This is a genomic window from Microbulbifer maximicatervae (SeqCode) (assembly GCF_052467385.1).
On sequence record NZ_CP174311.1, the window covers coordinates 1,909,662 to 1,931,607 of the forward strand.

1 protein-coding gene is annotated in these 21,946 nt (G+C 55.8%); it reads left to right on the top strand.

Going from position 1 to position 21,946, the window contains the following annotated elements; genetic code table 11:
- The first annotated feature begins 446 nt into the window (after positions 1–446).
- Entirely contained in the window at positions 447–21,941 is a 21,495-nt protein-coding gene (locus ACJJIR_RS08290; RefSeq protein WP_444907982.1) for a hypothetical protein, read from the top strand.
- The last annotated feature ends 5 nt before the right edge of the window (positions 21,942–21,946 follow it).

Sequence of the window (21,946 nt, forward strand, 5' to 3'; positions counted from 1 at the left end):
CTTCACGAAAATAGAGAAAATTCTCTCTTAAAATCGAACTTGTGAATTTAAATAGAAGTGATTTTCTATAGTATTTTTAGCTCACAGAAATCATGAGTGTCGTTTTTTAGATGGCGTAGGGCCAAGTTGGAGGCTTTATAGGGGTTCTATCAGCGGTAAATGGCTTCAGTAGCAGGCTGATTTAACGTTTTCTCTTTTTGTATAAGCTTGAAGCTAGATTATGTTTCTGAGTGCTTGGCTGAAAATATAAGTCTAGGTCTTGATTACCTCTGTGGGTTTAAAGCAATTGATCAACTTTGTGATCTGCGTCACACTTTTGACGGTTAACTGAATTTTTCCCTGAACGATTTCCAGTAATCCCTGGATGTATATCTAATCGAAAGCAAAAACTGACGACATCTCAGGGTGAGCACGTCAGTACAGATTAGATATTTTAGGGTAAAACTATGGTCGCCGTTATCAGTGGGGAAGCTCTGGGTCTGTTTAATAGCACACAGGCAGGGGTGGGTTCGGCAAGTTTTGGGCAGGGACGTGAATCCATTTATGTCAACGCCTCCACCGGCAATCTGGTACTGCGCCAGCAGGATGAATTTGTCGCGGCCTCAGGCCTGGATCTGTCATTGCTCCGCACCTACAACAGTCAGGGGCAACTGGATGGCGACAACAACGATGGCTTCCGCTTTAATTTTTCCAACCAGCTGACCAACCTGGTCGGCACCCCTAATCAGCCGGGTAGCCAGATTACCCGTATCGGCAGTGATGGGGCCGAGACCATCTACCGCTACGATGCCAGCCTACAGGCCTATATCTCTTCTGACGGTGCCGGCGCCCACGACCAGATTCTGTTCGACAGCGGCAACAACCAGTGGGTCTGGCGCGAGGGCTCCAGTCGCGTTGAAGAAGTCTACGGCAGTATCAACGGCAACTGGAAAATGGTGGCCCGTGTCGATGCCGAAGGCCGCCAAGTCGTTTTTGGCCACAACAGCAGTGGTCTGGTGGACACGGTTACCGACGCCGCAGGCCAGACACTCGCGATTACCTATAGCGGCACTCGCGTTACCGGAGTGACTGTCAGCAGCGACGGCACCACAGAGCAGCGCCTGCACTACAGCTACGACGCTCAAGGCCGCTTGGAAACCGTTACCGTCGACCTGTCCCCGCAGGACAGCAGTATTGCCGACGGCAATGTGTACACCACCACTTACGAATACGACGGTGATAGCACCCGCGTTGCCACGGTGCTGCAAAGTGATGGCAGCCTGATGCGCTTTTACTATACGGATGTGGACGGGCAGGGGGATTACCGTATCTCCGAAGTGCACAGCGGCCGGGTAGCCTCCAGTGGCATGGCGCTGGAGTTTGATAACAGCGACCGCCGCATCACCACTTACAGCTACGACCTGGGCAGCAATAAGACCACGATCACCCAAATCGACAACCCGGAAGCCGGTGGTGGCAGTTGGACAGGGGTGCAAACCGAACTGACGTTTGACAGCGCCGGGCGCATTACCGAGATGAAAGCCCCCGCCGACCAAAACGGCGTGCGCGAGCTGACCCAATATCGCTACGACGCCGACGGCAACCTGCTGAGTCTCACCGACCACAGTGGTGACACCACCACGTATGAATACGACAGCCGCGGCAACCAGACTTTGGTGCGCGACGCCCAGGGCAATACGGTCGAGCGCGAATACGACAGTGCCAACCAGCTGAGCAAAGAAACGGTCTACCTGCGCCCGGACCCCGATGGTGCCGGCGCCGAGCAACCCAGCGAAGCCCGGGTTACCCACTATGTCTACGACGACCAGCAGCGCCTGCGCTTTGTGGTCGGCCACGACGGCACGGTACAGGAAACCCGCTACAGCGATGCCGCACAGAATGCCGAACACGGCATACCCGCCCGCACCGTCAGCGGCATTACCTACTTACAACACGGCTACTTCGACCAGTTCGACGCCGCCAACTACAGCGAAGCGAGTGCCGAAAACCCCGTCGACTTTGCCTACAGCACCCTCACCAACTGGGTGCAAAACACCCAGAGTGATATCCAAGCCAACAGCTTGCACAACGCCACTCGCCGAAGCGACACCCGCCTGGACTTCCGCGGCCAGGTCTACAGTGTGACCGCCTACAGCGCCGTGGGCAGTGACGGCGAGGGCATTGCCGACGGCAGTGAATCCACCCAATACACGGTTTACGACGCCAACGGACAACTGCGCAGCACCGTCGACCCCCGCGGCGGCGCGCAAGATGCCAGCAGCTATAAAACCAGCTACGTCTATGACGGCCTCGGCCGGCTGCTCAGCAGCACCGATGCCGAAGGGCATACCAGCACCACCCTGTACAGCGACGCCCAATCGCAGGTGATTAGCACCGACGCCGACGGCCTGCAGATCACCCGCAGCTACGCCACCAACGGCAGCCTGATCAGCGAAATCCGCCACGACACCACCAACGGCAATGCCACCCTCGGTGAAACCCGCTTCTTCTATGACACCCTCGGGCGTATCCGCGCCACCCAGGACGCGATCGGTGCTATCAGCCACAGCCTCTACGACGACAAAGGCCAGATGGTAGCCGTGATCAGCGCCTCCGGCGCCATCACCGAATTCCACTACGACGAAGAAGGCCGTCAGGTACAAAGCACCCACTACGCCAACCGACTCAGCAGCAGCCAATTGCAGAGTTTGTTGCAGAAAGACAACGACGGCCAAGTGATCGGTATCGATCAAAGTATTACCCTGGCAGACCTGCGCCCCACAGCGATCCCCGACAGTGATCGCAGCACTTATCAATACTACGATGACGCCGGCCAGGTTCGCTTTCTTATCGATGCCGAAGGTTACCTGAGCGAAACCCAATACAACGCCCAGGGACAGGTGCTGCGCACCACCCAGTACGATGTAAAAATACAAAATCCTCAGGGAGAAACCACAGACACCCTAGCGGCAAAGTACGCCGCCAGTAACGCCCACCTCAACGTTACCAGTGACAGTGCCACCCAATGGCTGGACCCACAGCAGAGTTACGCCCAAGCGGATAGTCTCGGTTTTAACCAGCGCAGTATTGTCAATCAAAGTGGCAGTATCGACCTCAGCCAATCTGCCACCACGCGCCCGGCGCAAAATCCCTACGCCCTGAGTGGCACCACCAATGCGCGGGTCGAAAATACACAGACAGAAACGGTGAGTGGCAGTGCTATTACTACTGCCTATACCCGCCCGCCGGTACAGCCCTATACCTATGCCAGCACGGCGATTGTGGCGGAGCAGTTTACGGACTCAGAAACTCGCACTCTTAACGTCGCCAGCCCGATCACAAGTCGGGATGCACAGCTGGAAGGAGACCTGGGGTTTTCTTCCTACGCGTTACAAAACATTGGCGATGTAGAATCACAGAGCGAGACAGTTACTATTTACCGTGAACACACTAAGGTAAGCTCAACTAATAGTAGTACTAAGCTTAATGCAGGCAGCTATACATCTAGAACTGCATCGGCTGATAGTCAAACTAGCAAGTTCTATAGATGGGGTATTTATGTAACAGTAACGCGAAATGATGGAAGTCTTCCATCTGGTTACGATGGAAGTTTTTCTTATAGTGTTTATTCGCGAACTTGGGATGGCAGTGTAGACCTTACGCAGTTTTACGGTGATAACCTCCCGGCAGGAAACTATACTGTTAAGGTGGTAGCTACTGATGTAAGGCAGGTCTATGCCTGGTCAGAAGGTCTTTTATTACCAAGTGGTTATAAGTCTGGATCTAGCTATACGCAAACAAAAACTTATAATGTTGGAACCCGACTAGTTTGGGCTGATCCAACTAATGGCCAGAATAAAACCACCAAGTTTTATTATAAAAGTGGTAGTGGATCTTGGGTCCCCAGGAGCTTTTCCTCAAGTGGTCACACAAATACAGTTAGTTTTGATAATCCTAGTAATGGCAGTTATAGCTATCGGATAGATTATTATTCTGGTAGCGAATTGATGATGCGTGGTGAGAATACCTTTACTACCATTGCGACTTCCAATCAGTCTCGAAGCACAGTTTTTCAAGCTCAGGTAAAATCTGTTTCTGATTCGACGGCTGTTAATAACTATTCGTCAGCGACAAATATTAAATATATTAAGGCTGTTTCACAAAATCAGGAGACAGGGCAGCTATATACTGCCAAAACCTTTCCGCAAGATATTGAGAATGAAGGATTTAATTGGAATGGAAAGGTCAATTTACGTATTGGGAGCAAATTGCCGACAGGGAAATATGACGTAACTCTGTCGATAACCATGGTTGATGGAAGTACTTCAAACGATAGTTTTGTATATGAGTCGGGCACGCAAGTTTTTTATGAGTCTACAGTAGTGACCTGGCCTGCATATAGTGCCGCGAGTAAGTTTAAATACCGCGTAAGTGGTAGCGACGAATGGATTACTGTTGCCCCGACGGGTCCAGATGAAGATGGTAACCATATTGCTACTCTTGAAGTGCTTGGGTGGGACAGTAATAGAAATACCTATGAAAAAACCACCTATGAGTACCTAATTGAGTATTATGGTGGTGATGAGGACTCTTACAGCCATGTAGTAAAGTCGGCAACGGGAACTTTTGTTATCGATAAAGACGGAAAAACCACGGACAGTAGTTCTCCTACTGCAAGCTTTAAATTTGCCTCCACTCAATATATTGAAGTGGGCGCTGCCTCCAGCGTTTCCGGGTATTTTTCTGAAGGTGTGGCAGCATCTGTTACTCGCGCCGATATTGTTGTGCGCGATAAAATTAGTGGTCAGGTTGTTTATAGCGGTAGCGACTATCCGGCAGATTATTTGGCCTCGCTCAAGGCGAAAAACCCTAACGGCTACACTTATAATGGCAACCTCAATATTTCCACGGATTTTGTTCGCCATAGCTTTAACACTAGTCAGAATGTCAGTACCAATAATTGGGAAATCTATGATAGTGATCCTGCTGGGGCGACTATAAAGAGTGTGTATGACAGCACTCTTAAACGCAATGTTATCGAGATTGCCGGTGATGCTGCTAACAATGGCTTTCGCACTCTACATAATGGTCAGGTTAATGCCTGGAATATTGCCGATGGCACCAAGGCCAGAGCCGAACTGAAACTGACGGGTGATGTACAGCTTTATTACAGACTTACGACCTCAAAGGGCGCTGCTTATGTAAATTATCGCTCTGACCGGCAGGAACCCTCGGTCTATGTCTCTTCATCCAATCAAACCTACTATATTTTCCCACTGGAAGATAAATACGTAGACGGCACTTGGCAGACCTTTGAACGGGATATCCTTGCCGATGTAGCTTTCCTGGACCCGGCTGTCGAGGTACAGGAAATCGAGGCCTTCTATATCCGTGGAAATGGGCGGATAGGTACCATTGAAGTGGATACCAATACCCCCACCGGTACGGGCGAGCTGGACAATGGCCGCTACGAAGTGGAGGTCACGACCTATGCGAAAGGGAATAAAATCGACACCCACACCTTCGACTACGAAATCGGTACCCAAACCGAATACCATCCCACCACTTTCCAGTGGCCGATTAGTTCGCGCCCTCCATCCGTTAGTAAAACCATCTTCGAATATGAGGCATCGCCCAATAACTGGCAATCGGTACCTGTCGTAGAGGATGGCAATAATCTCAAAGTGATCCTCGGGGATGTAGATGATGCGACTATTTTAGAGGGCACTTATGACTTCCGTATTCGCTATGAACAAAACGGTGTAACCGTAAAGCAAACCACAGGCAGCCCATCTCTGACTGTGGGCAAGGGCTCTACCAAAGCCAGCAGTTTCGATTTCGAGTACACCGTAGTCTCCCTGCAAAGTGGCAGTGGTCACGCTATTACTGGTTATCCAGTTTCTATCGGCAGCGACCCCGCCCTCAATAAAATTGTCGCGCAAGTTAAAAATAGCAACGGCCAGCTGGTCTCCAGCGCTGAAACTTATCCGCAACTGTTTGGCAGTTACAACGGCGAAGTCAATTTAGCGATAGGCAGTGAATTGACCGCGGGCCAGTCCTATAGCGTGACTTTAACCCTGCACTACGATGATGGTAGCAGCAGTGTGAGAGCGGCCTTCCCGGTGGAAGTGGGGGAGCAGTCAACGCAGGATCAAGTGATTCGGTGGTCCGATGCTCGAGCGTCAGCCAGTACGTCTAGAAATATTTTAAACTTCAATGATATTGATATTCTCGATAATCCGAGAGATGGCACTCAAGATGGTGTCGGATCCTACTCCATCAATGGTGATGGTGACACCTTACATTTTACCGGCAACGCCTGGAAAGGCATCGCTTTTGATTACACGATTACAGAAGACACCATTGTTGAGCTGGAGTTTAGAAGTGACTCAGCAGCTGAAATCCAAGGTTTCGGATTTGATGTTGATGGGGAGTATCGAGACCAGGGTTTTATACAGCTAGCCGGCACACAAAATGTGTCAACAATGAACTCCACCTATAAAACGTACTCTGTCGGGGATGGCTGGGTGCGTTATCGCATTCCGGTGGGCCAGCTGGGGGAGCAGTTTCTAGGCAAGCATTCAATGCTGTATTTTGCCAATGATAAAGATGTAAACCGGGAACTGGGGGATAGCAGCTTCCGTAATTTCCGTATATTTGAACCTGGATCAGTAGAGGTTTCACGTCTGGAATATCGCCGTATCGGTGGCGATAACAATGTGGTGAATTACCGCTTTAATGATGGCGATAATGTCAGTGCCGACAACTGGCAAATTTATGACAATGTGCCGGGCGGGGCTGCAGCTACTAAAGTGTACGACCCTGAGCTACAACGGAATGTAATCGAGCTGACTAGCAGTGGTATCGATAACGGTTTCCGTTTGCGTAATGGTAATAATGGTCAATTTGAAAGCTGGAATATTTCTGATGGCACTATAGCTGAAGCCGAGATACAGCTCAGCGGCGAGGCTACAGTTTATTACCGATTGAGCACCTCCAGTGGTATTGCTTTTGTTGCATACCGCTCGTCAACCAGTGAGCCGTATACTTTTACTGATAGTAATGGGGTGATTTTTTATAATTTCCCCCTGGAAGAAAAATACCGTGATGGAAACTGGCAGACGTTCAAGCGGAATATTAGGGCTGATGTTGCTTACTTTGACACCAGCGTTGAAGTGGCTCAGATTGATTGGTTTACTGTACGGGGCAGTGGCCGCATTGGCATCGTAGAAATTACCAACAATGACGGTTGGTCAAGTGCGGTAGCTAACCAAAACGGCAGCGACTTCACCGCCAACCTGGGCTATGAACTGTCCGGCGACTACGAATACCGTATCGCCACCTACCGCGATGCCGACGGCAACGGCCTCAGCGATAACGACCGTTTATTGCGCACCCTGTCCGGCACCTTTGCCGCCAACGACAGCGGTACCGAATCCGCCAGCTGGGACCTACCCAGCTATGAGCGCAGCAGCGCCGAAGGCTATGCCCTTGAAGGCTACCTGAGCGCCGCCGAAGCGGCGGACATCGCCTACCTGGAAACCGTGGTAATCGACAACGCCACCGGTTCTCCCATCAGCGCACAGCCGGCACAAACCTGGATCGATCCCGCCACCCTGCGCGACGGCTCCTTTGCCGGGCGCCTCAACCTGCTGGTGGGCGAGACCCTCGCCGACGGCGATTACAGCGTGCAGGTAACCCGCCACTATATCGACGGCAGCAGCCAAGTGGATGCCACCTTCCAACAGCAGGTGGGGCGCCAGCTGCAGTCGGTGACCAACCCACAGCTGAGCCTGGGATTGGATGAAGCCTACAGCGCCAGCGGGGTGAGCCTGTCGATCCGCCCGCTGGGCAGTTCTAACTGGGAGACCCTGTCCCTCGACCCCGCCACCGGCACCGTGGAACTGGACAAAAATGTCCACGCCAACGGCGTGTATGAATACCAGCTGTCCTACACCCTGGATGTGGATGGCGTCCCGGTGAGCAAGGGCGGGGTGGGGCGCTTTACCCTGGCCGCCGGCGAGAGCTATACCCAGGCACTCAGCGCAACGGCCACCGGGGTGGACCTGGCAGATGCGCGCATCGGGCGCAGCTTCTACGACGATGCCGGTCGGGTCTCCGCCACCCTGGATGCGGAGGGCTATCTCACCGAGTATCGCTACAACCGCGCCGGCCAATTGGTATCCAGTACCCGCTACGCCAACCGGGTAGCGGATTACGAGCAGAGCAGCCACTGGCTCAACAGCGGCACCTTGCAGACCCTGCGCCCCGCCGCAGACCCGGCGGCGGATCGCAGCAATTACTGGCTCTACGACGGCCAGGGCCGCGAGGTGGCGGAGATCAATGCCGAAGGCTATGTCACCGAGCACGAATACGATGTGGCCGGCAATCGGGTGAAGAGCACCCAGTACGCCACGGCTCTAGGGGATCTGGACAGCACTTTAGCGGCAGTGGAGGGAGATCCCGCACGGCTCAGTCTGGGCGGGGTGGATTTTGTGCGGCACCGTTTTAATAGCGGCGATAATATCGATGCCAGTAACTGGCAGCTCTATGACAATAACCCTACTGGCGCCAGTGTTGCGCAAGTCTACGATGGCCAGTTGCGCCGCAGTGTGATCGAACTGACGGGCAGCGGTACCGATAATGGCTTCCGCCTGCGTATCGGTGATAACGGCGGGTTTGCCAGCTGGAATATTACCGATGGCACCATTGCCTCTGCGCAAATCAAGCTGACCGGGAGCGCTAACCTCTACTACCGGGTGAGCACTTCTGCCACTAGTAATGCTTATATCGCTTACCGTTCATCGGCCAGCCAGCCTTATACATTTGTCGATAGCAATGGCGTCACTTTTTATAACTTCCCACTGGAAGACCAGTACCTGGACGGCAACTGGCAGACCTTTGAGCGGGATATCCAGGCGGATATCGCTTACTTTGATGACAGTGTTGAACTGAAAGAGATCGACTGGTTTACCGTGCGCGGCAGCGGCCGCATCGGCACCGTAGAGATCCTCACCGACACCCTCGAAGCCGCGGGTACTGATATCCCAGGACAGCTGCGCCCGCAGGCCTCCGGCGCCGACCGCATCAGCGAATGGCGCTACGACGGGCGCAACCAGGTGACCCACGCCACCGATGCCTCCGGCAACACCAGCACCTTTACCTACACCGCCGGCGGCCAGCTGGCGAGCAGCCGCAGTGGCATTATGGCCAGCGGCTCGATCCTGGATAACTACCTGGACAACTACCAGGGCGACCCCACTTTTAGTGCCAACGACAGCGAGGCGCGGGATTACCAGCTGGAGTACGACGTCCAGGGCCGGGTGATCGCCGAGCGGGACCACCAGGGCCGGGTGGTGTTGAGTCACAGCTACGATGACAGCGGTCGCCGCATCAGCAGCACCGATGCCAACGGCTACACCACTCACTTTGCCTACAGTGCCGATGGCCTGCTGAAATACAGCCTGGCACCGGTATTCAACTCCGGTAATAACAGCCTCGAGTGGCAGCTGAGCAGCTTCAGCCACAACGCCTTCGGCGAAGTGACCGGTACCCGCCAGTACGCCAGCCGCCTCAGTAATACGGCGTTTAACAACCTGGGCCTGGCCGGCGATGCCGCCACCCTGGACAACCTGGCGGCGAGCCTCGCCGATGGTGAAGACACCGTCACCCGCACCGTCTACACCCAGCGCGGGTTGGTGGACAACAGCACCGATGGCGAAGGCTTTATCACTACAGCCCAGTACAACGCCTTCGGCGAGCGCACCCGGTTGAGCCAGGCGATAGATATTGCCAACAGCCGCCAGGCAGTCACCGACTTTAGCTACAGCCGCCGCGGCGAACTGGAAACGAGCAGCGCGCAACTGAGCAGCGGTCCCTTCGCCAGCATTACTTCCAGTACGGTGTACAACGCCTTCGGCGAAGCGGTATCCAGTACCGATGCGCGGGGTTACAGCACCCACTACGCCTACGACCGCCTGGGACAGTTGCTGACCCAGACCGATGCCCTGGCGCAGCAGACCCACTTAAGCTACGACGCCTTCGGCCGGGTGCTGACCCGCACCGATGCGCTGAACCGCAGCACCCGCTACGAATACGACGACGCCAACCGCAGCCAGACCGTCACCACCCCGGAGGGCGTGCAGACCCGCACCGTCAGCAATGTCCACGGCGAGACCTTCGAAGTCTCCATCAAGGTTGGAGACAGCTGGCTGCGCCAGGCGCGCTACGACTACGACACCCAGGGCAACCTGACCGACACCACCGATGCCCTCGGCAACAGCGCCCGCAGCGAGTACAACGCCGCCGGCCAACTCACTGCCAGTGTCGACGCCAGCGGCGTGCGCACCGAATTAACCTACGACCCCCAGGGCCGGGTACTGACCCGCACCCAGGACGTGGGCGGTCTCAATCTGACCACCACCCAGCGCTACGGCCACCGCTATGAGGAAACCGTGGATGCCAGCGGCAGCGCAACGCGCACCGAGTACGATAAAAATGGCCGCGTGAGCCGGGTAATTGTCGATGCCAGCAGCGATGGCTCCGGCCTTAATTTATTGACCCAGTACCGCTACGACGGCCAGGGCAATGTGCTGCAAGTGCAGGAGGGCAGCCTCAGTGGCGGTCTCGATGGCAGCGCCAGTATCAAGCGCACCACCGCCTACAGCTACGACGAGCTGGGCCGGGTACTGAGCGAGACCCTCGATCCCAATGGCCTCGCCATCACCACCCGCTACGAGTACGACCAGGCCGGCAACCGCACCGCGATGACCAATGCCCTGGGGCACAGCACCTACTTTGTCTACGACGAGCTGGGCCGTGAGCGCTTTGTGTTGAGTCCGCTGTATTTAAGTGGCGGTACCAGCATGCGATATATCGTGAGCGAGAAGCAGTACGATGCCGCCGGGCAGCTCACACTCAGCACGGGGCATGGGAGTGCCTATGCCATGCCGGCAATCTTGGACATGGGTTCACTGACAGCATTGGTCAGCGCTACCCAGTGGGACCGCACCACCCGTTATGTGTATAACGACGACGGCCAGCTGACCCACAGCATCGACGCCCTGGGATATGTGACGGAGACGGTGTACAGCAGCAGCGGGCGTGTCAGTGCCGTGATCCGCTATGCCGACAGGATAGATCCGTCCAGCGAAACTGTGGCCGACCTGGTGCGCGACACCAGTAACGATCGCGAGACCCGCTACCAGTACGACGCCGCCGGCCGCCAGACCCATACCCTGCGGCTGTTCGAACAGGGCGGGGTGCAATACGCCTATGTCACCGAGAGCCTGTACAACAGCCGCGGTGAAGTGGTCGGCGAGATCGCCTACGCCCGCGCCCTGAATCTGGCCAGCGAGACCACCGCTGACCTGGATGCGCAAGCGGCGGACAATCGCCACAGCACCTTTATTTACGATGCCGCCGGCCGCCGCACCCACACCGTGGACAGCCTCGGCTATGTTACCGAGACCCGCTACGACGATAGCAACGACACCGAGACGGTGATCCGCTACGCCAACGGCATCGCTGTGCCCGCCACCAGCGGCTGGGCGGACCTCAGTGCAGCGGATCTGGCCATCAGTGCCAGCAGCCAGCACGACCAGGTGATCGTCACCCAGTACGACGCCGCCGGGCGCAAGACCAGCCTTACCGAAAAGGTGTGGGCGGAGGGCGCCCTGCAAAATTACGTTGAGAGTTACCAGTACGACGCCCTCGGCAACCGCACCCAGATCAGCGACCCGCGAGGCTTCAAGACCTACTTCAGCTACGACGCCGCCGGCCGCCTGACCCACAAGCAGGTGCCGCGCAATACGACGGAGGGCTACCTGTCTATCTGGAGTTACGATGCCCTGGGGCAGGTGCTGAGTGAGACCCACTACAGCCAGGCCGTAGCGCAGAATGCCGATCCCAGTGCTATCAATACCAATACCCTGGCCCACGCCCAGGATCGCAGTACCAGCTATATCTATAGCGCCAGAGGTAATTTAAATACAGAAACCGACAGTGCAGGAGTGGTGACCCAGCATGATCATAATGCTTTTGGGGAAATCTGGCGCACGACCGAAGCCAAGGGCCTGGCCGAACAGCGCGTAACCTTCCGCGATTATGATCAGCTGGGTCACTTGGTGAAAGAAACCAGTGGCCTGCCTGGTTGGGAGCGGAGCCCGACCGAAGAAGAGATGGGTGCCGACGAGCAAGTGGCCACCACTTACTTTGGTTACAACAGCTTCGGCGAACTGGAGACACTGGTCAGCCCCCGGGGCCCCAGCTATACCAGTCAGCAGCTGCACGACCAGCTGGGGCGCAAGGTCGGTGAAATCGATGCCCGCGGCGGCAGCACCCAGACGGTACTGGACGCCTTTGGCAATATCGTCGCCACCACCGACCCCAACGGCAACACCGGGGTCTTCCTGTACGACGCCAACAACCAGCTCACCCACCAGGTGACCCCGGATGGCGCCGTTACCACTTACCGTTATGACGCCTTCGGCCAGGCCACCGACGTGCGCGCCTACGCGCAGACACTGGCCGCCAGCACCGATATCGCCGCGCTCGACCGCGCCGCTTTGGAGTCTTTGCTCGGCAACTTGCAAGACCCCATTCGCGACCGCCACAGCGCCAGTGTGTACGACAACCGCGGCCAGCTGCTGAGCAATACCCAGTACGGCTACGACCTGGTCAACGGCCACGCCACCGCCAATACCGCCACCTATGAATACGACAAGGCCGGCAACCGCACCGCCGTGATCGACGCCAATGGCGCGCGCACGGATTATCACTACGATGCCCAGGGGCGGGTGATTCAGGAGACCGGCCCGGAGTACGCTGCAACGCTGACCTATCACAACACCGGCACCACCCAGGTGCGCGCTATAACCAAGTACAGCTACAACGCCTTCGATAAAACCTTCGCGGGTGATGGCTACTACTGGGATGTCAGCGCCGGGGAGGAGAAGACCTCGGCCTACGGCATCCAAAACCGCTATATGCGCTACGACCACAACGGCCAGCTGCTGGCGCTGCTGGGCCCCGCCTTTGTCGGTGCCAGCGACAGCGCCCTGGACAGCCCGGACTTCGACGGCAGCATTAGTACGGTGTGGATACGCTCGGTAACCGAGCGCCGCTACGACGCCCTCGGCCGCCTGGTGTACGAAGGCCAGCGCGGTATGCAGAATGCCAGCCCGAACGACGACGGCAGTGTCAGCGGCACCCAGCACGGCCAGGTCCAGGCGACCGCCTACAGCTACAACCGCCTGGATCAACAGGTGTACGCCCTGGATGCGGACGGCGGCCTGACCTACAGCACCTACGACGCCGCCGGCAACCGGCGCAGCGAAACCCGCTACGACCAGCGCCTCACCATTAACGACAGCGCCTGGGATGGCAGCGTCAATGGGCTCAATCTCGACAACAGTGCCGAGCACTGGCGCACCGACGCCCAGGCCCTGCAGGGCAGCGAGTCCAGCACCGGGCGCACGACCCATTACCAGTACAACGCCAACAACCTGGTGACCAAAACCGAATCTGATGCCGGGGTCTTCTTCGATCTCAACAACCTGGTGGACCCGGACTCCACCAGCGGCGACCAACAGGAACTGCAAAACGGCTTTAGCCTCGGCAGCACCCAGAGCAGCCAAGCGCTCTACGACGCCAATGGCAACGCCATTATCCAGATTGACGGCAAGGACCAGGCCAGCTTCGCCCTCTACGACAGCGCCGGCAACCGGGTACTGGAAGTGGACCGCCTCGGCTATGTCACCGAGTATCTTTACGACGGTCTCGGCCAGATCACGGCACAAACTCGCTACGCCGACGCCCTTAACTTTAGCGGCCTCGGCGCCCCTAAAGCGGAGGATGGCAGTGAGGCGCGCCACGCCTGGCTCGACAACCTCTACACAAATAACCGCGCCGCCCTGGTGGCGAATATCGCCAGCGGCGACGAGCGCACCACCGAGTATGTGTACAGCGGCCGCGGCCTGCTGCTGGAAGAGCGCATCAAAGGCGAATCCTTCTCGCGTATCAGCAACTCCGGCACCGCCCTCAATATCACCCAGGTGAGCAGCGACCTGGTCACCCGCTACGACTACGACGGCAACGGCCAGGCCATCACCACCGTGCGCTACGACGGCGATGAGAATGCCGCAGATAGCCGCGTGGAGAGTGCCAGCTATAACGCCCGCGGCGAACAGGTGCAGATGCAAGGCGCCGAGTACACCGACTACCGCGGCCAGAGTGTGCGCGGCACGGTCAGCTACCGCTACGACCTGTTTGGCAACCGCACCGCCGAGATAGTGCACAACGACAGCGGCAACCAGGTCACCAGCCACCACTACAACATGATCGGCAAGCGGGTGGAGACCCGCGACGCGCGGGAAAACCGTGGTGACGCCAACTACGAAGGCAAGACCCGCTTCTACTTCGACGCCTTCGGCAACGCCGTCTACCAGAGCCAGACGCAGACGGATATCGACAACGCCCAGAGCCAGGTGATCACCTGGCTGCAATACGACGCCGCCGGCCGCGAGATCGCCCGCAGCAACAACGTCGATAAGACCGAACTGAACGGCTGGGTACAGCACGATATTGCCTACAACACCCACGGCCAGATTGTTGGCAAGGGTATTAATACCGACGTGCGCGACTCGGTGACCGGGGGCAAATACCAGGAGTACTACGTCTACGACGAACTCGGGCGGTTATTTAAAACCAACGCGGACAACGGCTCCCCGCGTATTTACCTGTACGACCAGAACGGCAATGCCTCGTTAGAAATTACCGCGATCAACAACGACAGCCTGGACGGTATCCAAACCGCGCGGCAGGCGATGAACGAACTCACCCAGAGTGAGACCCAGTGGAAGTACAGCCTGTACGACCAGGAAGACCAGCTAATTACGGTGGTGGAAGCCCCGCTGGCGACGCCCAGCGATAACGCCGACCTGGATCTGAACTGGGAAGTGGGCAACGACAACTCTGAAGTGATCAATGCGATAGACAGTGAAGCGGGCACAGATCCCACGATTACCGGTATCGGCTCAACCACTACAGCGACTAACAGCACCAGTAACTCCACCGTTTGGGTCAACTTCGGCAATGGCGAGAGCGTCCCCAGTACGGCCGATGTCGCAGAGGAAAATGTGCACAGCATGCCCGCTGAACGCGGACAGACAACCGTGCGCAGCACCAATGTGAGCTACGTGGATAGCGAAGGTAAGGGCTACGCCAGCAATCCCGGTGGCGCCACCGCCGTTGACGGCAGCCTTTCCTGGGAGGACAACACCGATGAGTTGTTCTACCTGAGCAGCAATGACCCGCGCCTCAACTTTGAGGAGCTGGGGCTCACCGCCGAGCAGCAAACCGACCTCGCCGGACTGCTGGGCAGCACCAGCTACCAGCTCGGCGGCACCAGCCAGGGCAGCCACCAAGGCTATATCGAACGGGATACCCGGCACTACTACACCAGCCGTCAGGTCACTCTCGACAGCGGCCGGGAAATCACCGTGTTTACCAACCGTATTGAGGTGGAAGAGCAGCTGCACGTGTTTGTGCCCCTGTCCAAAGACGGTACCCAATACGGCTGGCGCGAAGTGGTGATTACCACCAACACCTACAACTACGACATTACCAGCGACTTCCTACAAGCGGATGACAGCGCCGCAGACAGTGCCCTCGAAGATGCACAGAGCAACCCGCTGCAGGTGATGCCGAGCCTGGACTGGTCGGTAGATGGCAACACCCTGAGTCTCGACAGCAGCGATGTGGCCAGTGTGTTCGGCAACAACACCAAGGTCAAAGTGCTGGCGAAGAACAGCAGTGGCCAAGTGGTGATGGACAACGTCCAGTACAACTGGAGCGATGGTATGGACATCGCGCTCAACAGCAATGCGGCAGCAGTATCGCTGACATTCCTGAGCGCAGATGGACTGGTGTTACACGCAGTGGATCTGTACAGCGGTAGCGCCGACAGTCTAAATGGCAGCGTTGGCCTGCCGGGGGAAGGGGTTGGCCTTGAGCACTTGCCGGAGGTAAATAAGTTCTGGTTGTCTGCCGGTTATCAATCCTCGAAGCAGGGCAGTTCGAGAAGTACGAGTCTGGCTTACAGTGATTCGGCGAAAGTCAAAGAGACTACTTATGCTGTGGTTGGTGGGCAAGACACTGTTAAGAAACCCGGAAGTGTTGATACAAAAAGAATTACGGTTGAATTTACGAATGCTGGTACAAACGTAACTGGCAGAAGACAAACTGATAGCGATTCAGGCATTGTATTTTATGAGTACACCTATGAGCAATTAGTAACGATAAAGGTGTTCGGTCTGCCAACTAATGAATCTGTGTACCTATATATTGATGGCAAATCGGTAGAAATACCCGGAAATGGAACGCATATACTTTCTGGTGGGAGAAAAACTGCTCAGGTAGGAGGGACTACCAACGGTCCTATGCCATCATTAGAGCTTGACACTTCCGTTAAAATTAAATCTTTTGAGCAAGAGTGGGGGGAGCAAGCTATTGCTCATGGTTATTCCGGGACAACAAAAACCTCCGATGAATATGTTCGTATTTTTGATCTTGATAGCGCTGCAAAAACAGTAGAGTTTACCGCTGATGGCAAAACTGTAACGGCCAGTGTTGTTAATGGTATGGCCAATGTTGATACCTCTGGTATGTCCAACAGCAGCAGTCTTGCCTTCACCATGAAGGTAAAAAACAGTAGTGGCACGGTCATTAATCAAGCAAAAGGTAACTTCAATAATAATTCTACGGCCAGTGTCACCAACCTGGAAAATGCGGTTACCAAAACAGTAAAAACCAAAACTTACACCCACAGCGTTTCTTCCGAGGGCGACAGCTACACCTCCGTCTTTTACTCGCAGGTGGGCATGTACAACCGCGAGGTTATCCGCAATATTGCCCTGCAGCTGAAGGGCAAAGCCGATACCGAAACCCTGATCTCCCACCATGCCACCTACAACGCCTTCGGCGAAACCGTGGCCTCGATCGACAACAACGGCAACACCACCCTGTATGAGTACGACCAGCGCGGTAATGTGGCCAAGGAGCTGAAGCCGGAAGCGGACGTCTACACCGAGCAGATGACGAAGTTCCGCGCCCACACCGCCACAGAATACGGCGTCAATGCCTTCGGTGAAGTGGTGATGGAGAAGGTGGGGGCGGAGGCTGCCGCCGGCGCCAGCAGTGCCACTCGCAGCGCCGTTACCAACTACAACACCCAGCACGAACAGGTGCGCCTGCAGGACTATGAAGCGGGCTTATTGATTGCCAGCCAGGACGGAATAGGGGATTACGATACCCAGGCTTACGACCAGGCCGGCAACCTCAAGGGCAGCAGCCAGTTGGTGTACCGCGCCAACGAGCGCGGCAGCGGCACTAGTGCCCTCTACTACCAGGTGGCCTACCACTACGACGCCAACAACCAACTGGTGCGAATGAATCGCTTCCAGGATAACTCCCTGGCGATCGACTACGGCTATAGCGCCTCCAATCGTTACGACGAGTGGGACTACGATGAGTTCGGCAACCGCATCCGCCACCGCAACGCCCTCTACGGCGATACCAATTATGTGTTGTATGCCAGCTTCTTGGACAGCGGCAATGCCACGGCCAGCGGCAAGGTAGACCAAGAGACCTACCGCTACGACGGCATGGGCCGGGTACTGCAGTACAAGAGCTATAACGGCAAGATCACCGATTACGCCTACGCCTGGAGCGACTCGGTGAGTCGCAATGTGCTCGCCGCTACCGGCCAGCAGGCCCAGGGCGCCGCCGATGAAGTACAGCTGGGTGGCTATATCACTTCTATCGCCAAGTCCGGTATGGGCGGCGCCGTGGACACCGACTGGAACCAGTCCTCCCACGAGGATGTACTCAGCGACGCAGTCGACTACTTCGGCAAAGCCGTCTGGCACGATGACCTCGGCGGCCACCGTATCGAATACGCCTACAACTACGCCGGCTGGCTATCGCGCCAGACCGGCAATACCGCCCTGAGTGGCGACGGCACCTGGGAGGCGCGCAACAACCAGGATATTCGCTACACCTACTACCACAATGGCAACCTGTTCCGCACCTACGACTACGGCAATAACGGCCTCGCCGATGGCGACCAGACTGCCGCCAACGACGGTGTCGCCCCCGCCGTTACCGAATACCGCTACGACAAAGCGGGCAATCGCACCGGCGAGCTCTACTACCGCTCCAACGACCTGTATAACAACCTCGGCCGCGTGGTGTACCAACACAGCAACGCCACTTACGACGAACAGGGCCGCATCACCAATATCGAAGGCTACGACGAATACGGTAACGCCTACCAGATCGACTACACCTTCGATGTGTTTGGCAACCGCCGCAGCGTCAGCAGTGTTTACGACGGCCGCTATGTCGACAATCTCGATGGGACCATCGACGGCAAGACCCAATCGTTCTACTACACCTACGACAAAAACAACCGCTTCACCCTCACCCTCGGCGAGTTTGAAAACGGCCAGATTGTCCTGGGTAAAACCGGCACCGCGATTGCCTACAACGGCCTCGACCAGCGCTATCTCGCCAGCCGCGCCAGCGACGGCAGCATCCGCGAGAAGTACGCCTACGACGGCAACGGTCGACTCACCACCGTGCATATCGACCAGGGCAGCGGCTTTGTGCTGCGGGCCAGCCGCGTCAACAACGATGCGGGGCAGGTCACCGCCTACTACGAGTACGATTCTGCCGGCAAACTGTCCAGCGCCACCGATAACTACTACAACGCCGACGGTATCCAACTGGGTTACGCCACCACCCAGTACGATGAGAATGGTTTAGCCACCGACGAAGTTATCCGCAGCCGCAACACCTTCCTCGGTGATGGCCAGACGGTGGATACCACCGTCACCAGCGCCTATCCCGAAGACGGCGCCGCCCCCACGGTCACTACCCTGCACAACTCCTACGAAAAGTGGGATAGCTACAAAACCAAGTCGGTGGTAATCAGCGCCGACAACAAGGACCTGCACCCCAAGCAGCGTGACAGCTGGGAGAACGGCGAAGCCTTCTACACCTACGACAGCAACGGCCATATCCGCCGGGTCTACGACGTCGAAGGGGAGCGCGCCATCGCCTATGTGACCGACAAGGAAGGACGCACCCTGGTGCGCGAAGAGGTCAACGACGATGGTGAGAACTTTCTAGGCCGCGAGATGCGGCACTTCTACTACTTCAACGGCCACGCCGTCGGCGATGTGGGCAACGACCAGGTGCCGAGCCGCTACGACTACGTTAAAGCTTTGGCGCAGACTAACAGTGGGGGTAGCCGTCACTCTGGTAGCAACGGCGACCACGTGCAGGCGGTGCAATCGGCAGACTTCGACCAGAACTACCAGCCGATCAACCCCAACTACCCCACGGCCAGTTACTCCAGCTATGAAGCTCAGGGCGGTGAAACCCTGCAGAGCATTGCCGCCATGGTGTGGGGCGACTCCAGTCTCTGGTACCTGCTGGCCGATGCCAACGGCATGAAGGGTGACGAGGTACTGACCAAAGGCCAGCGCCTCGAACTGCCGAATGTGGTGACCAATATCCACAACAACAGCGACACCTTCCGCCCGGTAGACGGCGCCCTGCAGATGGGGGATACCGCCCCGACCCTGCCGGATGTGCCGCCGCCACCGCCGGTGGATGATGGCGGGGGTTGTGGAGTCGTTGGCGTCATTGTCATGGTGGTTGCCGCGGTTATTTCGGGCGGTGCCGCGCTGGCGGCCTATGGCGCCGTAATGAGTTTGGCGACTGGAGCCAGCTTAATAGCCCAAGGGGCAATATTTGTTGGTGCAGTCGCAGCTGCAGGGATTACCTCCCAGGCAATTACGCAGATAGGGGCGAATATTGCCGGCTACCAGGATGGGTTCAGCTTTAGCTGGCGCGATGTTGCCGTCGATGGCTTGGCTACTGCCGCCAGTTTTGGCTTGGATAAGTTGGCAGTAGCGAGCAAGGGGGCTGATTTTGCCAAGGACTATAAAACCCTCGCCCAAGTTGGCAGCTTCCTAGGGGAAAATCGCTGGGCGATGGCGGCCACCAAAAATATCGCTCGTCAGGGCGTCAATATGGCCTTTGACGATGAGAAAAAGTTTGAATGGCAGAGTGTCGCTGTTGCCGCAGCTGGGGCGGAACTGAATGACCGGTTAGCATCATCCGTCACTGGTGAACTTGACGGTTGGATGGATAATGGCAATAGCACGGGCTGGTTTGAAAGCACGACGGATTATCTCGCTGAGACCGCGGGCAGCTTGAGTGCCGGCGCTGTCACTTCCGCTCTGAGTTCAGTCATCTATGGCAATAGCAGCTTCAGCTGGGCAGAAGTGGCAGTCAACACTGTGGGGCAACAAATAGGTGAAGGCCTCAACCAACCCTTTGCAAACTACTACGGACAGCTTCAGGAAAGCTGGAGACATGGGCCGCAAGCGGCAGACGCGGTTGAATCCAATAACGTGATTTCCGCTCGGGAACAGGCTCTACTTGAGCAAAGAAATGCACAGCAGCACAGCGGACTGAATGGCGTTGTGAGTCGTATGTCGACGGGCCGGGAAGGTACTTTAGAGACGGTCGATCTCACTGTAGCGCCCATCAGTTCTGCAGAAAAACTTAATAGAAGTGATTACTGGTCCACTGGCCGTGTGATACAGCGTGAAACGAGTGTGATGATGCACTCAGCGCAATTTAATGCTGCTCTGGATGCGAAAACTGCTCAACGTAATGCTCAGGTAGCCGCTCAGCAAGCCTACGCTGGGCTGAGCTTTGCAGAGCAATATCAACTGGCGACTCCTACAAATACATGGACCGATGCTGGTTTGATAGCACCTGGTGGGACTGATTTTTCTGATCGGATTGCCTCAATTAACAGTTTTTCTGCCTGGCGCGAGCCCCAAATAGCGGCCCATACCGCGCAGTATGGTGCGCGTAATGATGTCGGAGCTTGGGGGCAGGATCTATTTGATGGAGGTCAGTCATTTACTGGAGGCGCAAGTCGATATCTAGTAGAGCTAGGCGCTGACCTATTAGGGTTAGTACTTGAACATAGTCTGAGTTACTCGCCAGATAGCTATCTAAAAGGATATGGATATGCGATCTCAGATGGCTTAAAAAATGCCTATATGGCGAAGGCTGAGAGAGCGGGGCCTAGTCCTTTCAATGGCGGGTACCGCAATGACGAGATGCAGGCTGGTTTTGAAGGCGCCAGTGTTATATTTGGTCTTGGTGAACTAGCAGGGCTTTATAAGGTTGGAACGGCTATAAGGGTCAATGGTAGAGCTGCGGCAAGTTATATAAATGCTGATACAGTTCTAAGAGCCGCATATTTTCGTCAGGCTGATCGGTCTTTAGATGGACTGTCCCCAACAGAAATTGAGCATTTAGCAATACGGGCAGAGACGCTTGCTAAGCAGTACACTACAGATCCTGAAGTTGCTGCTTTATTTAGAAATGATCCAACGAAGTCCTTTGGGGAGGAGGTGCTTGATCCAGATAATCCTGTCTTAAGGTTTGTTCCGGCGACGAAATCGGAGTTAGAGGCGATAGGACGTAACGTCGAAGCAACTTATGGCCCTCATATTTATAGCAATAAATCTCATAAGATTACTTTTTTTGCTGAGGATAAAACGCTATTAGCTGGTTCAGAGAGTATTCAAGCTTCAGGAGGTTATATCAATATATTGTTTGATCCTGAAATTTTGGCTAATGACGCAAGAGCTGTATATGCTTTTACTCATGAAGCTTATGAAGTCGCCAAACTGAAAAATATGCTAGATGGTGAATTCATAAGTGGGCAGCAATATTTGTCGTTAACTAATGCAAATAGGCCGGGTAATATTCACTTTCAGGCTGTAGATTTTGGAGAGAAAAACTCTCTTCAATATTTGCTAGATCAAGGTAAAATTACGATCACTGATTACCTGTCTCTAGTGAGGTGAGAAAA